Raw genomic sequence first — 16293 nt, 5'->3', positions numbered from 1 at the left:
TCTCCAGAGCAGCCGGATAATGTCGGACCCGCGACTTCCTGTCTGTCACCACGGAAAGCTCACGGCCGGATGGGTGGGCATTGTCGCCCTTAACGGGCCGGTTGATCCAACTGTTCCAGCATCCACTGCAGAAAAACCCGGATTTTGGGCACGTCGGCAGTGTGTTCCGGATAGGACAGGTAGTACGCACTGTTAGTGCTGGGCAATGCGTAATCCCAGGCAATCACCAGTTTGCCCTCGGCCAGTTCCTCCTCGACCAGAAAGCGTGGCAGCAGCGCAACTCCGCAGCCAACCTGTGCGGCGCGGATGCACATATAGAACGTCTCAAAACGCGGCCCGTGATAGCTATGGTCGGTGTGATAACCCTGGCTTTCGAACCATTCGTGCCAGGCCTCGGGGCGGAAGGCATTCTGCAGCAGGACCAGTTCGCTCAACTGAGTCGGGTCGCTGAGGGGTTCAACCGGCAGGCTCTCGGGTGAACACACCGCTACCAGTTCTTCGCCAAACAGCTTCACGCTTTCCGCGCCCGGTATGGCGGCCTGACCGAAGTAGAACGACACGTCGCAACGTCCCTTGATCAGGTCGTCGGACTCCTGTTCGTTGATCAGGTCCAGGTGAATATGCGGATGACGCAAGCGCCAGCCCTTCAGGCGTGGCACCAGCCACCGGGCACCGAACGTCGAGGGCGTGGACACCCGCAGTACCTCGGTTTCTCCGCCGTAAGAGCGCAGGAAGTGCGTGGACATCTCTATCTGGGTCAGGATCTTGCGCACTTCGGCCAGATACAGCGCCCCGGCTGGCGTCAACTGCAAACGGCGGCGGACGCGCTGAAACAGCAGGTGCTGAACCAGCTCCTCAAGCTGCGCAACCTGTTTGCTGACGGCGCTCTGGGTCAGGTTGAGTTCTTCGGCCGCGCGGGTGAAGCTCAGCTGCCGGGTCACCGCCTCAAAGCATTGCAATGCGGCTATCGAGGGCAGATGACGTTTGTTCAGCATGATGGTTTCTCTGTTCGAGGCGCGAGGGTGCAGACACGGTCACTATGAATAATCGGAATGATATCTCGCTTAAAGGTCGTTTGTCGGTCGCATGCGGGAAGGTTATTACTGCGGTTACGTGACGTGTTTTTCAGATTAAGGCGTTGATTCCGGCAGTTGCGGCTGAATCCGCTAGCCTCAAATGGTGCGTCTCGTAGCGTTCGCGCACCGGGCGTGTGCAATTCGGTGACGCGTGTTGTTACAGGTGGGTTGTCCAAAGGTCTTGGGTCGGGTTGCTATTTGATCTGGCTTGGGTTGCACTTTTTATGGGGAGGGTTGCACCTTTGGCGTCTCAAGCGGTTGTACGGCCAGCGACTTGAGCAGTCGTGTTATTGAATGGCTGGAAACGCATGACATTTTCAATAAGAAAAAAGTGATGGCACGGGCCTTGCTCTAAGCAAACGCGTATCCGGGCAATCATGTAACCGCACTGCTAATTAAAAAAATATCCTCAGGAGCACCACTCATGTCGCATACGTTTTACAGGAAAGGTTTTCTGGCAATCGCAGTGGCAACTGCATTGGGCGTGTCTTCGTTTGCACAGGCGGACGTGAAAATCGGCGTTGCGGGTCCGATGACCGGCGCGAACGCATCATTTGGGCAGCAGTACATGAAAGGTGCGCAGGCTGCGGCCGACGCGATCAACGCTGCGGGCGGTGTGAACGGGGAAAAAATCGTGCTGGTCGCAGGCGATGACGCCTGTGAGCCGAAACAGGCCGTGGCGGTGGCCAACCGTCTGGTCGATAACGACAAGGTGATCGGGGTGGTCGGCCACTTCTGCTCGTCATCGACCATTCCTGCTTCAGAGGTTTACAGCGATGCGGGAGTAATTGCCATCACGCCGGGTTCGACCAACCCGACGGTGACCGAGCGTGGCCTGAAGGAAATGTTCCGCATGTGTGGCCGTGACGATCAGCAAGGTGTGGTCGCCGGTGATTACATCGTTGATGTGCTCAAGGGCAAGAAAGTCGCGGTCATCAATGACAAGGACACGTACGGCAAAGGGCTTGCTGATGCCACTGCCAAACAACTGGTAGCGCGTGGCGTGAAGCCGGTACTTGAGGAGGGGCTGACCCGAGGCGAAAAGGATTTCAGTGCGCTGGTAACGAAAATCCGTTCGACCGGTGCCGACGTTGTGTATTTCGGTGGCCTGCATCCGGAGGCCGGTCCACTGGTTCGCCAGATGCGCGAGCAGGGCCTCAAGGACGTCAAGTTCATGTCCGATGACGGCATCGTGACTGACGAACTGGTCACCACTGCCGGTGGTGCGCAATACGTAGACGGCGTGTACATGACCTTCGGTGCCGACCCGCGCGTACTGCCGGACAGCAAGGCAGTCGTGGACGAATTCCGCAAGTCCGGTTACGAGCCTGAAGGCTATACCCTCTACGCGTACGCTTCGATACAGGCCCTGGCTGCCGGTTTCAATGGTGCCAAATCCAACAAGGGCGACAAAGCCGCAGAGTGGCTTAAAGCGCACCCGGTCAAGACCGTCATGGGTGAAAAAGCCTGGGATGCCAAGGGCGACCTGAAAGTTTCCGACTACGTTGTTTACCAGTGGGACGCCGCCGGCAAATACAAGCAACTCGAAAAACAGAAGTGAGATAGACCTCGTGTCAGTTCTGCCCGGCAGACGTTGACCCGGTGATGGGCTCGCCCATGAGCGAGCCTGCATCTCTTTTATTGTTTTCGGACCTGTCGGTCGCACCTCACGAGGGTGTGATCGGCGGGGTGCTGAGCTGCCTTTCAGTGTGAGCGTGCGTGATGGATGGGATCTTCCTGCAACAAATGGTCAACGGACTCACCCTCGGGTCTGTCTATGGCCTCATCGCCATCGGCTATACGATGGTCTACGGCATCATCGGCATGATCAACTTCGCCCACGGCGACGTTTATATGATTTCCGCCTACCTGGCCGCTATCGGTCTGGCGGTTCTGTCTTTCTTCGGACTGGAATCCTTTCCATTCCTGATTCTCGGCACACTGGTCTTCACCATCGTGGTGACGGGGGTATACGGGTTTGTCATCGAGCGCGTGGCCTACAAGCCGCTGCGCAACTCGACCCGGCTGGCACCGCTGATCAGCGCCATCGGTATTTCCCTGATCCTGCAAAACTACGCGCAGATCAGTCAGGGCGCTCGCCAGCAGGGCGTGCCCACGTTGCTTGAAGGTGCGTGGCGCTTCGAGATTGGCAGCGGCTTTGTGCAAATTACCTACACCAAGATCTTCATTCTCATCGCCGCTTTTGTCGGCATGGGCGTGCTGACCTACATCATCAAATACACAAAGCTGGGCCGCATGTGCCGCGCCACGCAGCAGGACCGCAAGATGGCGTCGATTCTGGGCATCAACACTGATCGGGTCATCTCCTACGTGTTCATCATCGGTGCTGCCATGGCGGCGCTGGCCGGTGTGCTGATCACCATGAATTACGGCACGTTCGACTTCTATGCTGGCTTCATCATCGGCATCAAGGCGTTCACTGCCGCAGTGCTGGGCGGGATCGGCTCGCTGCCGGGTGCCATGTTGGGCGGCTTGATCCTGGGGGTTGCCGAGTCGCAGTTCTCCGGCCTGATCAACTCCGATTACAAAGACGTGTTCAGTTTCGGGCTGTTGGTGCTGATCCTGATTTTCCGTCCTCAAGGCCTGCTGGGTCGCCCACTCGTGGCGAAGGTATAAGTATGTCCGCTCCTGTTGCTGCTCCTGTCGTCAAACCTGTTGAAATCAAGAAAAGCCTGATAGATGCCGTGGTCGCGGGGCTGCTGGCGCTGATCGTGTTCGGTCCCATCGTCGGGATAGTGCTCGATGGCTACAGCTTCAACCTGCAACCCACTCGCGTGGCCTGGCTGGTGGCCGTGGTCATGGTCGGTCGTTTTCTGATCAGCCTGTTTCTGCAAACACCCAAAGGCATACGTGTTTCCCAGAGCTTCGAAAGCTCCGACTCCGGGGTGCATGTGCTCAAGCCTGATCACAAGTCCCGCCTGTACTGGATCATTCCGCTACTGATCGTGATTGCCATCGTGTTTCCGATCTTCGCCAACAAGTACATTCTGACCGTGGTTATCCTCGGGCTGATCTACGTATTGCTGGGGCTTGGCCTGAATATCGTGGTCGGCCTGGCCGGCCTGCTCGATCTGGGCTACGTGGCGTTCTATGCCATCGGAGCCTATGGTCTGGCGCTTGGCTATCAGTACCTTGGCCTGGGCTTCTGGTCGGCGCTGCCGCTGGCGGCAATTGCGGCAGCGCTGGCCGGATGTATTCTGGGCTTTCCGGTGTTACGCATGCATGGCGATTATCTGGCCATCGTGACGTTGGGGTTCGGGGAAATCATCCGTCTGGTGCTGAACAACTGGCTGTCGTTCACCGGCGGCCCGAATGGTGTACCGGTGCCGTCACCGACCTTTTTCGGCCTGGAGTTCGGGCGTCGTGCCAAGGATGGTGGCATTCCGATTCATGAATATTTCGGCTTCGATTACAACCCGGACCTGAAATTCCTGTTCATCTACACCGTGCTGTTTCTCGTCGTGCTGGCCGTGTTGTTCATCAAGCATCGTCTGACTCGCATGCCGATCGGCCGCGCTTGGGAAGCCCTGCGCGAGGACGAGATCGCCTGCCGTTCGATGGGCCTCAATCATGTTCTGGTCAAGCTCTCGGCGTTCACCATTGGTGCTTCGACGGCGGGACTGGCCGGGGTGTTTTGCGCCAGCTATCAGGGCTTCGTCAACCCGACGTCGTTCACCTTCTTCGAGTCTGCACTGATTCTGGCGATCGTGGTGCTGGGCGGTATGGGGTCGACCGTAGGGGTGGTTATCGCTGCGTTCGTGCTGACCGTTGCGCCTGAACTGTTGCGCAGCTTCTCCGAGTACCGCGTGCTGCTGTTCGGCATCCTGATGGTGTTGATGATGATCTGGCGCCCACGCGGGCTGATCCGCATCAGCCGTACCGGCGTGAAACCGCGCAAGGGTACGCTGGTGACAGAAGGAGGTGCGCGATGAGTAATGAAGTGATTCTTTCCGTCGAGCACCTGATGATGCACTTCGGCGGCATCAAGGCTCTCAGCGATGTCAGCCTCAAAGTCCGCCGCAACTCTATCTTCGCTCTGATCGGCCCCAACGGCGCAGGCAAGACCACCGTGTTCAACTGCCTGACCGGCTTCTACAAGGCCACAGGCGGACGCATCGAGCTGCATACTCGTGGCAAGACCACCAATGTGATCAGGCTGCTGGGCGAGTCGTTCAAGGCGACCGACTTTGTTTCGCCGAAAAGCTTCTTCAGCCGGGTGTACTACAAAATGTTCGGCGGTACCCATCTGGTCAACAGGGCAGGGCTGGCGCGTACGTTTCAGAACATTCGTCTGTTCAAGGAAATGTCGGTCGTTGAAAACCTGCTGGTTGCCCAGCACATGTGGGTCAACCGCAGCCTGATCAGCGGGATCTCAACACCAAAGGCTATCGCAAGGCTGAAGAGGATGCGCTCAATACGGCGTTCTACTGGCTGGAAGTCGTGGACCTGGTGGACTGCGCCAATCGTCTGGCCGGAGAGCTGTCCTACGGGCAGCAACGTCGTCTGGAAATCGCCCGGGCCATGTGCACGCGTCCGCAGGTGATCTGCCTGGATGAACCGGCTGCCGGTCTCAACCCGCAGGAAACCGAGGCGCTCAGCGGCATGATCCGACTGCTGCGCGATGAACACGACATGACCATTGTGCTGATCGAGCACGACATGGGCATGGTGATGGGGATTTCCGACGATATTGTGGTGCTCGACCATGGCAACGTGATTGCCGCGGGCGGGCCGGAACAGATCCGCAACGATCCGAAAGTGATTGCTGCGTACCTGGGCGCTGATGAAGAGGAGCTGGTATGAGCAAGCCGATCCTCGAACTGAAAGAGATCGATGTGTTTTACGGGCCGATTCAGGCTTTGAAGAAGGTCTCGCTGCACATAAACGAGGGCGAAACAGTCAGCCTGATCGGCTCCAACGGTGCAGGCAAGTCGACGCTGTTGATGTCGATCTTCGGCCAGCCGCGCGCCGCCAGCGGGCAGATCATCTATCAGGGCACCGACATCACCCAGAAGTCCTCGCATTACATCGCCTCCAACGGCATTGCGCAGTCGCCGGAAGGGCGGCGGGTGTTTCCCGACATGTCGGTCGAGGAGAACCTGATGATGGGCACCATACCGATTGGCGACAAGCATTCGGCCGAAGACATGCAGCGCATGTTCGAACTGTTCCCCAGGCTCAAGGAACGCCGCAACCAGCGCACCATGACCATGTCCGGAGGCGAGCAGCAAATGCTCGCCATCGCCCGTGCGCTGATGAGTCGTCCCAGGCTGTTGTTGCTTGATGAGCCGAGCCTTGGGCTGGCGCCGATCATCGTCAAACAGATCTTCTCGACCCTGCGGGAACTGGCAGCGACTGGCATGACAATCTTTCTGGTCGAGCAGAACGCCAACCATGCGCTGAAGCTGTCTGATCGCGCCTACGTGATGGTTAATGGCGAGATCCGGCTGTCCGGCACCGGGCAGGAATTGCTGGTAAATGAAGAGGTAAGGAACGCTTAGCTGGGCGGGCATTGAGTTCGTCAAAACCCTGCCGTTTTCTTCGCGCGCCCCGGATGCTCAAACATCCGGGGCGCGGTCGTATGCAATTGTGGAAAACAATTTTGGCGCGTCTGATAAGTGCGACATAAAACCGCTGCAAATGGTTGTTTTGTCACCGTTTTGACTTGTTCAGGTTTGCTGTGGAACCGGCTGTTAATAACTTGGGAGTATTTGCCTGCAGCCCTTTATGCATAAGGCCTGTAGAGGAGTGGTTAAATTTCGCACAGTGGTTTTCGACCGGCCTGATGGGCCGTTTGTCAACAGCATGGGGGCTGGTCGTTCATACAAGGTTTTCAGGTGGGCAGCCTGTGGATAAGTCTGTTAACAAGCCTTGGAAAGACTGCCCCGGACGTTATAGGGTCTGGGCTACAGGCCACCACCGTTTTCTGACGCTTTCCGGCCTCTTGCCAGTGTCGGGCAAAGTCAAGGAAAAAACTTCGCCTGATACGCTGCAGGCCCCGAAACACGTGATGTCCAGCGCCACTGACTTGCCCCCAGAGATTGTGGGTCTGACTGTGGATAAGGTGGGCAAAAGTACCTGCGAGGCCCGTGGCGCAAGGCTTGCTCCGGGTTGGTTGTTTTTTGTACAAATGCACTCGGTTGTTGCATCGATGTCCCGCTGACGGGCATTCTGCTGCCCTTGCCAGAAACTTATTAACAGGCAGCGCTGTTTTTGCGCCATGTCAGGAGAATGAAATGACTTCCACTGTATTCATCACGGGCGCCACTTCCGGTTTTGGCGAGGCGTGTGCCCGCCGTTTCGCCGAGGCGGGCTGGTCGCTGGTGCTGACCGGTCGTCGCAAGGACCGTCTGGATGCCTTGAGCGCCGAGCTGTCGAAGCAGACCAAGGTGCATACGCTGGTGCTGGATGTGCGTGACCGCAAGGCGATGGAGAGTGCTATCGCAGATTTGCCTGAAGAGTTCGGCAGCATTCGCGGGCTGATCAACAACGCCGGTCTGGCGCTGGGGATCGACCCTGCGCCCAAGTGCGATCTGGATGACTGGGACACCATGATCGACACCAACGTCAAAGGTCTGGTCTACACCACACGCCTGTTGCTTCCACGTCTGATTGCGCATGGTCGCGGGGCAAGTATCGTCAACCTGGGCTCGGTAGTCGGCAACTATCCTTATCCGGGTGGTAACGTCTACGGTGGCACCAAGGCGTTTGTCGGGCAGTTCTCGCTGAACCTGCGCAACGATCTGATCGGCACTGGCGTACGCGTCACCAACCTGGAACCCGGGCTGTGCGAGAGTGAGTTTTCGCTGGTACGTTTCGGCGGTGATCAGGCCAAGTACGATGCGACCTACGCAGGTGCCGAGCCGATTCAGCCGCAGGACATCGCCGACACCATCTTCTGGATCATGAACACGCCAGCGCACGTCAACATCAACAGCCTGGAACTGATGCCCGTCAGCCAGACCTGGGCCGGTTTTGCGATTGATCGTAACCGCGGTTGATTGCTTGCTGATCGGGCCGCACAGGTGGTGCGGTTCGATCGATCAGTCTTCTACAGGCGTCGGCGGCGGGAAAGCGTTCACGAAGCGGTTCTCGACAAAGTCAGCCAGCCCGATGTAACAGGTTGCCAAGTGGTAAGGCGTGGTCGACGGCATGTCACTGCGGCTGACCGCGCCATCGGGCTCTACGCACTCGTTCCAGCCTTTGGCATGCAGGAAGCGCTGCGAAAAGGCTGACATTTGCGCAGCCAGGTTCGCCTCGCACTCTGGCCGCATGGCCATGGCTCGCAGGTATTCCGCCTGAGCCCAGATACGCTGGGTGGCGTCGCGTACCGTGCCATCAAGTGTCAGCATTGCAGTCACCGCGCCGCTCTGTGGCTCGACACCCTGTGCCTGAGCGTAGGCAAACGCGCGGGTCATGGATTCGTGCAGCTCACGTCCATGCAGCTCTGGCGACGATTGCAGCAGGAAGAACCATTCGAACTGATGACCTGGCTCGTACCAGTTATCCACAGCGCCCAAGGGTTTCTCCAGCATCACGCCGGTGGCGGTGTCGACAAAGCGACGCTGCATGTGGATAACCAGGGCGTCCAGCGCTGACTGGGTTGCAGGTTCGGCGCGCACTGACAGCGTTGCCAGAAAGGCCTCTGCCAGATGCATCAAGGGGTTCTGGAGCGGGCCGCTGCCCAGCGTCGACCAGTCCTCATCGAGTTGCGCTTCGTACAGCCCGTCATCGTCGGCAAAGCGCTCCGCTACAACGCTGAGCGCCGCATTGAGCACTGACTCTGCCAGCGGGTCCTGCACCTTCGCCCAGTAATGTGCGCAGGCGAAAATAATGAAGGCGTGAGTGTAGAGGTCCTTGCGGCGATCCAGAGGTTTGCCCTGTGGATCGATGCTATAGAACCAGCCGCCATGCTCGCCATCGTGGAAGTGCTGTTGCAGGGAGCGAAACAGCTCACCGGCCCGCGCCCGAGCGTTCGGCACTTCGACGTTATCGATAAGGCTGGAAAACAGAAACAGCTGACGTGCGCAGGCCATGGCTCGATAGCGTTGCGGCGCTAGAGGCTGATCGTTGGCGTCGAGCGCTTCGTAAGGCAATGCCAATTGTGCGTTCCAGCCAGGGCCCTGCCAGAGCGGAACGACGACCTGCAGAAAATGCTGCTGCAAGGCAGCGAACACCGAGGTCAATTCAGGCGTGGGGGCGGAACGGGTCACATGAGGCATCGGCTGGCATCGCGGCAGTGTCGAAGTGCGCAGCATGTTATCAGGATTGCTGCATGCGGGGTCGTGGTGATGATTCCTCACGCTCGGCGCGTGAGGAACCTCTGCCACTCAGCCAATCAACGCCAACCGCGCATTGATCGCCGCTTCGATCCCCTGGGCGTCCAGCCCGCACTCAGCCAGCATCTGCGCAGGCTTGGCATGCTCGACGTAGGTGTCCGGCAGGCCCAGGTGGAGTACCGACTTGAGGATATTGGCGCGTGCCAGAAACTCACTGACCGCAGCACCGGCACCGCCCATCACTGCGTTTTCTTCCAGTGTGACCAGTAACTCGTGGTTGGCGGCCGCTTCGCTCACCAAGGCTTCGTCCAGTGGCTTGACGAAGCGCATATCGATCACCGTCGCGTCGAGCTTCTCGGCCACCACCAGCGCATCGGCCAGTTGCACGCCAAACACCAGAATCGCAACGCCCTGGCCCTGACGACGCACAACGCCCTTGCCGATTTCGACCGGGTCAAGGCCTGTCTCGATCAACGCGTCCGGACCGGTACCGCGTGGGTAACGCACTGCCGCGGGGCCGGTGTGCAGGTAACCGGTGTTGAGCAGCTTGCGCAGTTCGTTTTCGTCACTCGGCGTCATGACCACCATGCCGGGGATGCAGCGCAGGTAGGACAGGTCGAAGCTGCCTGCGTGGGTCGGGCCGTCTTCGCCCACAAGCCCGGCGCGGTCGATGGCAAACAGTACGTCGAGGTTCTGCACCGCGACGTCATGCACCAGTTGATCGTAGCCGCGTTGCAGGAAGGTCGAGTAGATAGCCACGACCGGCTTGCTGCCTTCGCAGGCCATACCGGCCGCCAGTGTTACAGCGTGTTGTTCGGCGATGGCAACATCGAAGTAGCGCTCTGGAAAGCGTTCGCTGAATGCCACCAGGTCCGAGCCTTCCTTCATGGCTGGCGTGATGCCCACCAGCCGTGAGTCAGCCTCGGCCATGTCACATATCCACTGGCCAAACACTGCGGAATACTTCGGAGCGCTGATTTTTTTCGGGACGACAGGCGCATTCAGCGGCTCAAGCTTGGTAATGGCGTGATAACCGATCGGGTCGACTTCGGCTGGCGCAAAACCTTTGCCCTTCTTGGTGACCACGTGCAGAAACTGCGGGCCTTTCAGATCACGCATGTTGCGCAGAGTGGCGATCAGAGTCGGCAGGTCGTGGCCATCGATAGGGCCGATGTAGTTCCAGCCCAGCTCTTCGAAAAGTGTGCCCGGGACCAGCATGCCTTTGGCATATTCTTCGGTGCGACGTGCGATTTCCCAGGCGCCGGGCAGGCGCGAAAGCACCTTTTTGCTGCCTTCGCGCATGCTGCTGTACGTGCGGCTGGAAAGAATCTTGGCCAGGTAATTCGACAGACCGCCGACATTGCGCGAGATCGACATGTCGTTGTCGTTGAGAATTACCAGCATGTTGGCTGCCACTTCCGGCGCGTGGTTCAACGCTTCGAAGGCCATGCCGGCAGTCAGCGCACCGTCGCCGATCACGGCAATGGATTTACGCTCGCTGCCTTGCAGGCGCGAGGCAATCGCCATGCCGAGTGCGGCGCTGATCGAGGTGCTGGAATGCCCGACGCCGAAGGTGTCGTACTCGCTCTCGCTACGACGCGGAAAGGCCGCCACCCCATCCTTCTGGCGCAGGGTGGACATGCGCGCGCGACGGCCGGTGAGGATCTTGTGCGGATAGGCTTGATGACCCACGTCCCACACAAGGCGATCGTCCGGGGTGTCGAAAACGTAATGCAGCGCGATGGTCAGCTCGATGACCCCAAGACCGGCACCAAAATGCCCTCCGGTCTGGCCAACGGAATACAGCAATTCCAGGCGCAGCTCATCGGCCAGGGTTTCCAGCTCGGCTTCGCCCAGACGGCGCAGGCCGTGCGGGGTATCGGCTCGGTCGAGCAGCGGCGTGACCGGGCGCTCGCGGGGGATCTCTTTGAACGTCGTGGGCATCAGGCGAATCGTTATAAGTAAAAGAGGCGGCAGTTTACCTTATGCATCGCAAGCTGCCCATGAAGTGAGTCGGCGGATAGTCCGCCGACTGACACGCTTAATGACTGAGACCTGACGAACCGTGGTTGATTCAGCAGATTTCCGGCTTCGGTGACGGTGATCAGTGGCGACGTTCGACGATATAGCGTGCCAGCTCGCGCAACGGTTCTGCGGCGGCATCGAACGGGCTCAGCGCCGTCAGCGCCTGATCACGCAGTTCCAGTGCATAGCGCTTGGCCGCTTCCAGGCCCAGCAACGCAGGGTAGGTCGGCTTGTCGCGGGCGATATCGGCACCCTGACGCTTGCCGAGGGTCGCAGTATCGCTTTCGACATCGAGAATGTCGTCCTGAACCTGAAAGGCCAGACCGACCGCGCGCGCATAAATCTGCAAGGCGTCAAGACGCGGCTGATCGGCTTGACCACTGGCCAGTGCGCCAAGCCGGACGCTGGCTTCGATCAACGCACCGGTCTTGTGCCGATGCATGTATTCCAGCGCTGCCTGATCAAGCTTCAGCCCCACAGAGCCCAGATCGATCGCCTGCCCGCCCACCATACCTGCCGGGCCGGCAGCGGCTGCGAGGGTATTGACCATCTGCAGACGCGTTTCAGCATCGCGTGAGGTCAGGTGCGGCGCGAGCAGTGCAGTAAACGCCAGGCTTTGCAGGCCGTCACCTGCGAGGATCGCGCAGGCCTCATCGAAAGCCTTGTGCGTGGTCGGCTGGCCGCGACGCAGGTCGTCATCGTCCATCGCCGGTAAATCGTCGTGCACCAGCGAGTAAGCGTGAATCAGTTCAACCGCACAGGCGGCACCGTTGGCATCCTCGGCTACGCCGCCCAGCGCTTCGCAGGCCGCGTAGGCCAGCAGCGGGCGCACGCGCTTGCCGCCGTTCATCACGCTGTAGCGCACGGCTTCGTAAAGCCGGTTCAGCTCAGGGCTCGGTGCCTGAAACAGTTTTTCGAGTGCTGCGTTGACGCGAGTCTGGCTTTGCGCTTGATAGCTCGCGATCATTCGGGAAGTTCCGCATCGTCGAACGGCTCTTCGCTCAGTTCGCCATCGCGCTCCAGCAGCACCTGGACCTTCTGTTCGGCTTGGGTAAGTGCGCTTTGGCAGTCGCGGGTCAGGCGTACACCTTGCTCGAAGGCGGTCAGGGAGTCTTCCAGAGACAACTCGCCATTCTCCAGCCGCTCTACCAGCGCTTGCAGGTCAGCGAGTGACTGTTCGAAATCCAGTGCAGCTTTCTTGCGGGCCATGGGGGCATTTCCGGTAGAGGTTGAACCGCGCGACACTAGCAGAGCGAGGGCTTCTGGGCAAATAACGGCGACGGAGCAATGCAAGGGCAGCAACTATCAGGATTAACCCGCAGCGAACCCGTTCTGCAGGTCTGCAATCAGGTCTTCCGGGCTTTCCAGGCCAACCTGCAGCCGCAGCATCGGGCCGGTGCCGCGCTCAGGACCATATTGCTCGACTTCAGTGATCAGGCTTTCAAAACCGCCCCAGGAGTAACCAATCCCGAACAGTTTCAACGCGCCGGTAAATCGGTCCAGCACCTGCCGGTCAACGGCATGGAATTCGAAACTGAGCAAGCCGTTGCAGCCATGGAAATCGCGCTTCCAGATGGTATGGCCCGGATCGTCCGGCAATGCGGGATACAGCACGCGTGCAACCTGAGGCTGGTCCTGCAGCCATTGTGCAATTTGCATCGCGTGGCGTTCATGCATGGCCATGCGTGCCGCCAGACTGCGGGCACCGCGCAGCACCAGATACGCATCGTCGGGGCTGACGGTATTGCCCACGGCGGTGTTCATGGTCTTGAGGGTTTTCCAGTGCGCTTCGGTGGTGCTGACGCTGCCCATCATGACGTCGGAATGCCCGGCCACGTACTTGGTCAGGGCCATCAGGGAAATGTCCGCGCCCAGTTCCAGCGGCTTGAACAGAATTCCCGAGCCCCACGAGTTATCCACAGCCAGCAGTAGATCCCTGGCCTTGCACACCTGTGACAGTGCAGGCAGGTCGCACATGTCGAACGTCAGCGAGCCGGGCACTTCAGCGTAGATCATCCGTGTGTTGGTCTTGATCAGCGATTCCACATCACTACCGTCAGCCGCGTAGAAATCGAACTGGATGTCGAAGGCCGTCAGCATCGTTTTCGCCAGGCGCCGAACGGGGCCATACACCGATTCAGTAATCAGCACATGGTCGCCTGGGCGCAGAAACGATTGAAACATCTGCGCCACTGCCGCCAGCCCGGTCGGGTACAGGCAAGTACCGTGTGCGCCCTCAAGCCCGGAAATCAGATCCTGCAAGGCAAACGCCGTCGGGTTGCCGTTGGCACCGTAAGTCAGCGAGCGCTCAGGCCCCGTGGTGCGAATTTCCGCCTCGCGCAAACTCTCCAGACTGTCGAACAGCACCGTACTCAGACGCACGACCGGCGGGTTGACCGCCAGCCCTGGCCCGCTGCTGGCGCTACGGCCGCGTTGCGACAGGGCGGTGTGGGCGCGAGGGTCCTTATCGTGCGGCATTGGAGGCTCCAGTCAGGGAAAGGGCAAGCAGGCAGACTGCCGCTCAGGCATGCACAAGCGTAATGCATCGTGCGTCTGGCAGGTATCACTGATCGCTCAGCACAGCACTCGCATAGAACTCATGCAGCTTCGCCTGCAATAGCTGCCTGTCCGGCAAGCGGGTCTGGTACTCGGCAATCAGCGCGGGTGAAAGCGAGCGGTTCAGGGCGTACTCGACCACTTCATCGTTTTTGCTGGCGCAGAGTAAAACGCCGATGGCCGGGTTTTCATGGGGTTTGCGTACATTCCGGTCCAGCGCTTCAAGATAAAAGTCCAGCTTGCCCAGGTATTCGGGTTCAAAGCGGCCGACCTTGAGTTCGATGGCAACAAGGCAGTTGAGGCCGCGATGGAAAAACAGCAGATCCAGCGCAAAATCCTGGCCGCCGACCTGCAACGCGTACTCGGAGCCGACAAAACAGAAGTCGCGGCCCAGCTCGATCAGAAAATCCCTCAGGCGTTGCAGCAAACCGCGGTGCAGGTCAGCTTCGGCGTGTCCCGATGGCAGCTCGAGAAACTCCACCATGTAGGCATCACGGAACACATCCAGTGCTGCCGGTCGGGTTTCCTTGAGCATCGCCGAGGCCTTGGCTGGCTGGGTGATACTGCGCTCGAACAAGGCTGTCTTGAACTGGCGCTCCAGCTCTCGGCTGGACCAGTTTTCCCTGATTGCCACGCGCAGATAAAACTCACGCTCTTCGGGGCGCTTGCTTTGGCTGAAGATGATCAGGTGATGAGTCCATGGCAATTGTGTCAGCACTGCTGACACTTTCTCATCGTCGCGGTAAACCTCGAAGAACTGGCGCATACGAAATAGGTTTCGACGCGTAAACCCGCGCAACCCTGGCTGGGTTACAGCCAGATGCTCGGCAAGCTGGCTGACCACCGCGTCACCCCATTCGGCGTTTTCAATCTTGCGGCTGATGTAAGCGCCTACCTGCCAGTAAAGCTCGATCAGGCGAGTGTTGACCGCCTGTGCAGCTTGCTGTCGAGCGCCCTGAATCATTGCGAGCACTTCATCAAAGCGATCATTTACAGGCGTATGCGGTGCATTGGGAGTACTCATGCTGCAAGTACTCCACTGCATGGAAAACCGGTGTCGAGTTGCAAGTGAAAATCTGGATGGGCAGTTGTCCGGCTCATAGGGCGCGTCCTTGGGCAGTGGCTAAGGACGCTACTTTACGTTCAGATCACGACTGTCCGACCCAGAATCTCTTTTGAGTGTGTAGCAACAGGTTTCTGTTTGCGCAGGCCTTGACTTGCGTCTTATTTATCCAGGTCGGATGCCTGATGCCGCTCCGGCACCTGATCCGCCTCTTCGCCCCAGGTGCGGTTGACCTTCTGGACTTTGATGACGGCAGGGCGCGCGGCGATTTCTTCCGTCCAGCGAATCAGGTTCGGGTATTCGTGCACCGACAGGAACTCGGCGGCCGAATAAACCTTGTTCCTTACCAGCGCGCCATACCATGGCCAGACCGCGATATCGGCAATCGTGTAGGTATCGCCAGCCAGGTAGCGGTGCTCGCCCAGTCGGCGGTTCAGCACATCGAGTTGGCGCTTGGCCTCCATCGCGAAGCGATTGATGGGGTATTCGAGTTTCTCCGGCGCGTAGGCGTAGAAGTGCCCGAACCCGCCACCCAGGTAGGGCGCCGCGCCCATCTGCCAGAACAGCCAGTTCAGCGTTTCGGTACGGCCTGCCGGGTCGGCGGGCAGGAAACTGGAAAACTTCTCAGCCAGGTACAGCAGAATCGAACCGGACTCGAATACCCGAACAGGTGTTTCATGGCTTCGGTCCAGCAATGCAGGGATCTTGGAGTTGGGATTGATCTCGACAAAGCCGCTGGAGAACTGATCGCCCTCGGAAATGCGGATCAGCCAGGCATCGTATTCCGCGCCGCTATGCCCCAGCGCCATCAGCTCTTCGAGCATGATCGTGACCTTCACCCCGTTGGGTGTGGCCATAGAATAAAGCTGCAGTGGGTGCTTGCCGACGGGCAGTACCTTGTCATGCGTGGGACCGGCTACGGGCCGGTTGATGCTGGCGAACGTACCGCCTGCTTTTGTTTCCTGCTGCCATACCTTCGGTGGGGTGTAAGGGGTTTGGGTCATGAGTAGCCTCGCTTGTTCAAGGGTGATCGCTGGACCGGTCGTATTGCGAATGACCATTGACGTTATAGATCAACGTGCGCGGATGGAAGTGCCTTGCGATTCTGATCGAGCGTGGCGAGGCCTCGAAAGGGCCATTTAGCTGCCGCCGGTAGTTTGTGGAATATTCCTACAGTAACTAAGGAAATCCTGAAAAAGACTTCCTGATTTGGCAAAATCTCCGGGCACCAATCGCCGAGCTTTTCGATGATGAATCAAATGACCTTCGCCGA

At 59.0% G+C, this 16293-nt stretch carries 13 protein-coding genes and 1 pseudogene; 6 read left to right on the top strand and 8 right to left on the bottom strand.

What is annotated here, in order from left to right:
• Nucleotides 1-89 precede the first annotated feature (89 nt).
• Nucleotides 90-995: a LysR substrate-binding domain-containing protein gene (locus AO277_RS03065; RefSeq protein ID WP_044317822.1), complete on the bottom strand. Its 906-nt coding sequence runs from the start codon at nucleotides 993-995 to the stop codon at nucleotides 90-92.
• Nucleotides 996-1500: 505 nt separating this feature from the next.
• On the opposite strand from AO277_RS03065, the gene AO277_RS03060 reads away from it, so the two are divergent.
• From AO277_RS03060 to AO277_RS03030, 6 genes and pseudogenes are all read left to right on the top strand, one after another.
• Nucleotides 1501-2637 carry a branched-chain amino acid ABC transporter substrate-binding protein gene (locus tag AO277_RS03060; RefSeq protein ID WP_044317821.1) on the top strand — a complete coding sequence of 379 codons (1137 nt, stop codon included), beginning with the start codon at nucleotides 1501-1503 and terminating at the stop codon, nucleotides 2635-2637.
• A 161-nt stretch (nucleotides 2638-2798) separates the two neighbouring features.
• Nucleotides 2799-3713, top strand: a complete 915-nt coding sequence (locus AO277_RS03055) for an ABC transporter permease subunit (RefSeq protein WP_002551844.1) — start codon at nucleotides 2799-2801, stop codon at nucleotides 3711-3713.
• 2 nt (nucleotides 3714-3715) lie between these two features.
• Nucleotides 3716-5029, top strand: coding sequence for a high-affinity branched-chain amino acid ABC transporter permease LivM (gene livM / locus AO277_RS03050; RefSeq protein ID WP_044317820.1), 1314 nt, complete (start codon nucleotides 3716-3718; stop codon nucleotides 5027-5029).
• A pseudogene (locus tag AO277_RS03045) lies at nucleotides 5026-5900 on the top strand (ABC transporter ATP-binding protein). The gene livM and the pseudogene AO277_RS03045 overlap by 4 nt, the downstream one beginning before the upstream one ends.
• Nucleotides 5897-6598, top strand: a complete 702-nt coding sequence (locus tag AO277_RS03040) for an ABC transporter ATP-binding protein (RefSeq protein WP_044317819.1) — start codon at nucleotides 5897-5899, stop codon at nucleotides 6596-6598. The pseudogene AO277_RS03045 and the gene AO277_RS03040 overlap by 4 nt, the downstream one beginning before the upstream one ends.
• Before the next feature lie 735 nt (nucleotides 6599-7333).
• On the top strand, nucleotides 7334-8098 hold the full coding sequence (locus AO277_RS03030) for an SDR family oxidoreductase (RefSeq protein ID WP_044317818.1): 765 nt from the start codon (nucleotides 7334-7336) through the stop codon (nucleotides 8096-8098).
• A gap of 42 nt (nucleotides 8099-8140) precedes the next feature.
• On the opposite strand, the gene AO277_RS03025 is transcribed toward AO277_RS03030, so the two are convergent.
• The 7 genes from AO277_RS03025 to yghU all read right to left on the bottom strand — a co-directional run bounded on the left by AO277_RS03025 (nucleotide 8141) and on the right by yghU (nucleotide 16024).
• The gene (locus AO277_RS03025) at nucleotides 8141-9355 is read right to left on the bottom strand and encodes an AGE family epimerase/isomerase (RefSeq protein ID WP_044317817.1); all 1215 of its coding nucleotides are present in this window, start codon (nucleotides 9353-9355) and stop codon (nucleotides 8141-8143) included.
• 72 nt (nucleotides 9356-9427) lie between these two features.
• Nucleotides 9428-11320, bottom strand: a complete 1893-nt coding sequence (dxs, locus tag AO277_RS03020; protein WP_002551850.1) for a 1-deoxy-D-xylulose-5-phosphate synthase — start codon at nucleotides 11318-11320, stop codon at nucleotides 9428-9430.
• 160 nt (nucleotides 11321-11480) lie between these two features.
• Nucleotides 11481-12368 carry a polyprenyl synthetase family protein gene (locus AO277_RS03015; RefSeq protein ID WP_044317816.1) on the bottom strand — a complete coding sequence of 296 codons (888 nt, stop codon included), beginning with the start codon at nucleotides 12366-12368 and terminating at the stop codon, nucleotides 11481-11483.
• Nucleotides 12365-12610 (bottom strand): exodeoxyribonuclease VII small subunit, encoded by a 246-nt coding sequence (locus AO277_RS03010; protein WP_002551852.1) that lies wholly within the window; start codon nucleotides 12608-12610, stop codon nucleotides 12365-12367. Before AO277_RS03010 ends, AO277_RS03015 begins: the two co-directional genes overlap by 4 nt.
• Before the next feature lie 102 nt (nucleotides 12611-12712).
• On the bottom strand, nucleotides 12713-13879 hold the full coding sequence (metC, locus tag AO277_RS03005; protein ID WP_044317815.1) for a cystathionine beta-lyase: 1167 nt from the start codon (nucleotides 13877-13879) through the stop codon (nucleotides 12713-12715).
• An 85-nt stretch (nucleotides 13880-13964) separates the two neighbouring features.
• Nucleotides 13965-14981 carry a PDDEXK nuclease domain-containing protein gene (locus AO277_RS03000; RefSeq protein WP_044317814.1) on the bottom strand — a complete coding sequence of 339 codons (1017 nt, stop codon included), beginning with the start codon at nucleotides 14979-14981 and terminating at the stop codon, nucleotides 13965-13967.
• A 200-nt stretch (nucleotides 14982-15181) separates the two neighbouring features.
• Complete coding sequence (gene yghU / locus AO277_RS02995) at nucleotides 15182-16024, bottom strand: glutathione-dependent disulfide-bond oxidoreductase (protein ID WP_044317845.1); 843 nt, start codon at nucleotides 16022-16024, stop codon at nucleotides 15182-15184.
• Between the last annotated feature and the right edge of the window lie 269 nt (nucleotides 16025-16293).

Origin of the sequence: Pseudomonas amygdali (assembly GCF_002699855.1) — a bacterium.
GTDB lineage: Bacteria > Pseudomonadota > Gammaproteobacteria > Pseudomonadales > Pseudomonadaceae > Aquipseudomonas > Aquipseudomonas amygdali.
The sequence above is the reverse complement of the archived record's forward strand: the minus strand, read 5'-3'. Positions and strand labels throughout refer to the sequence as shown.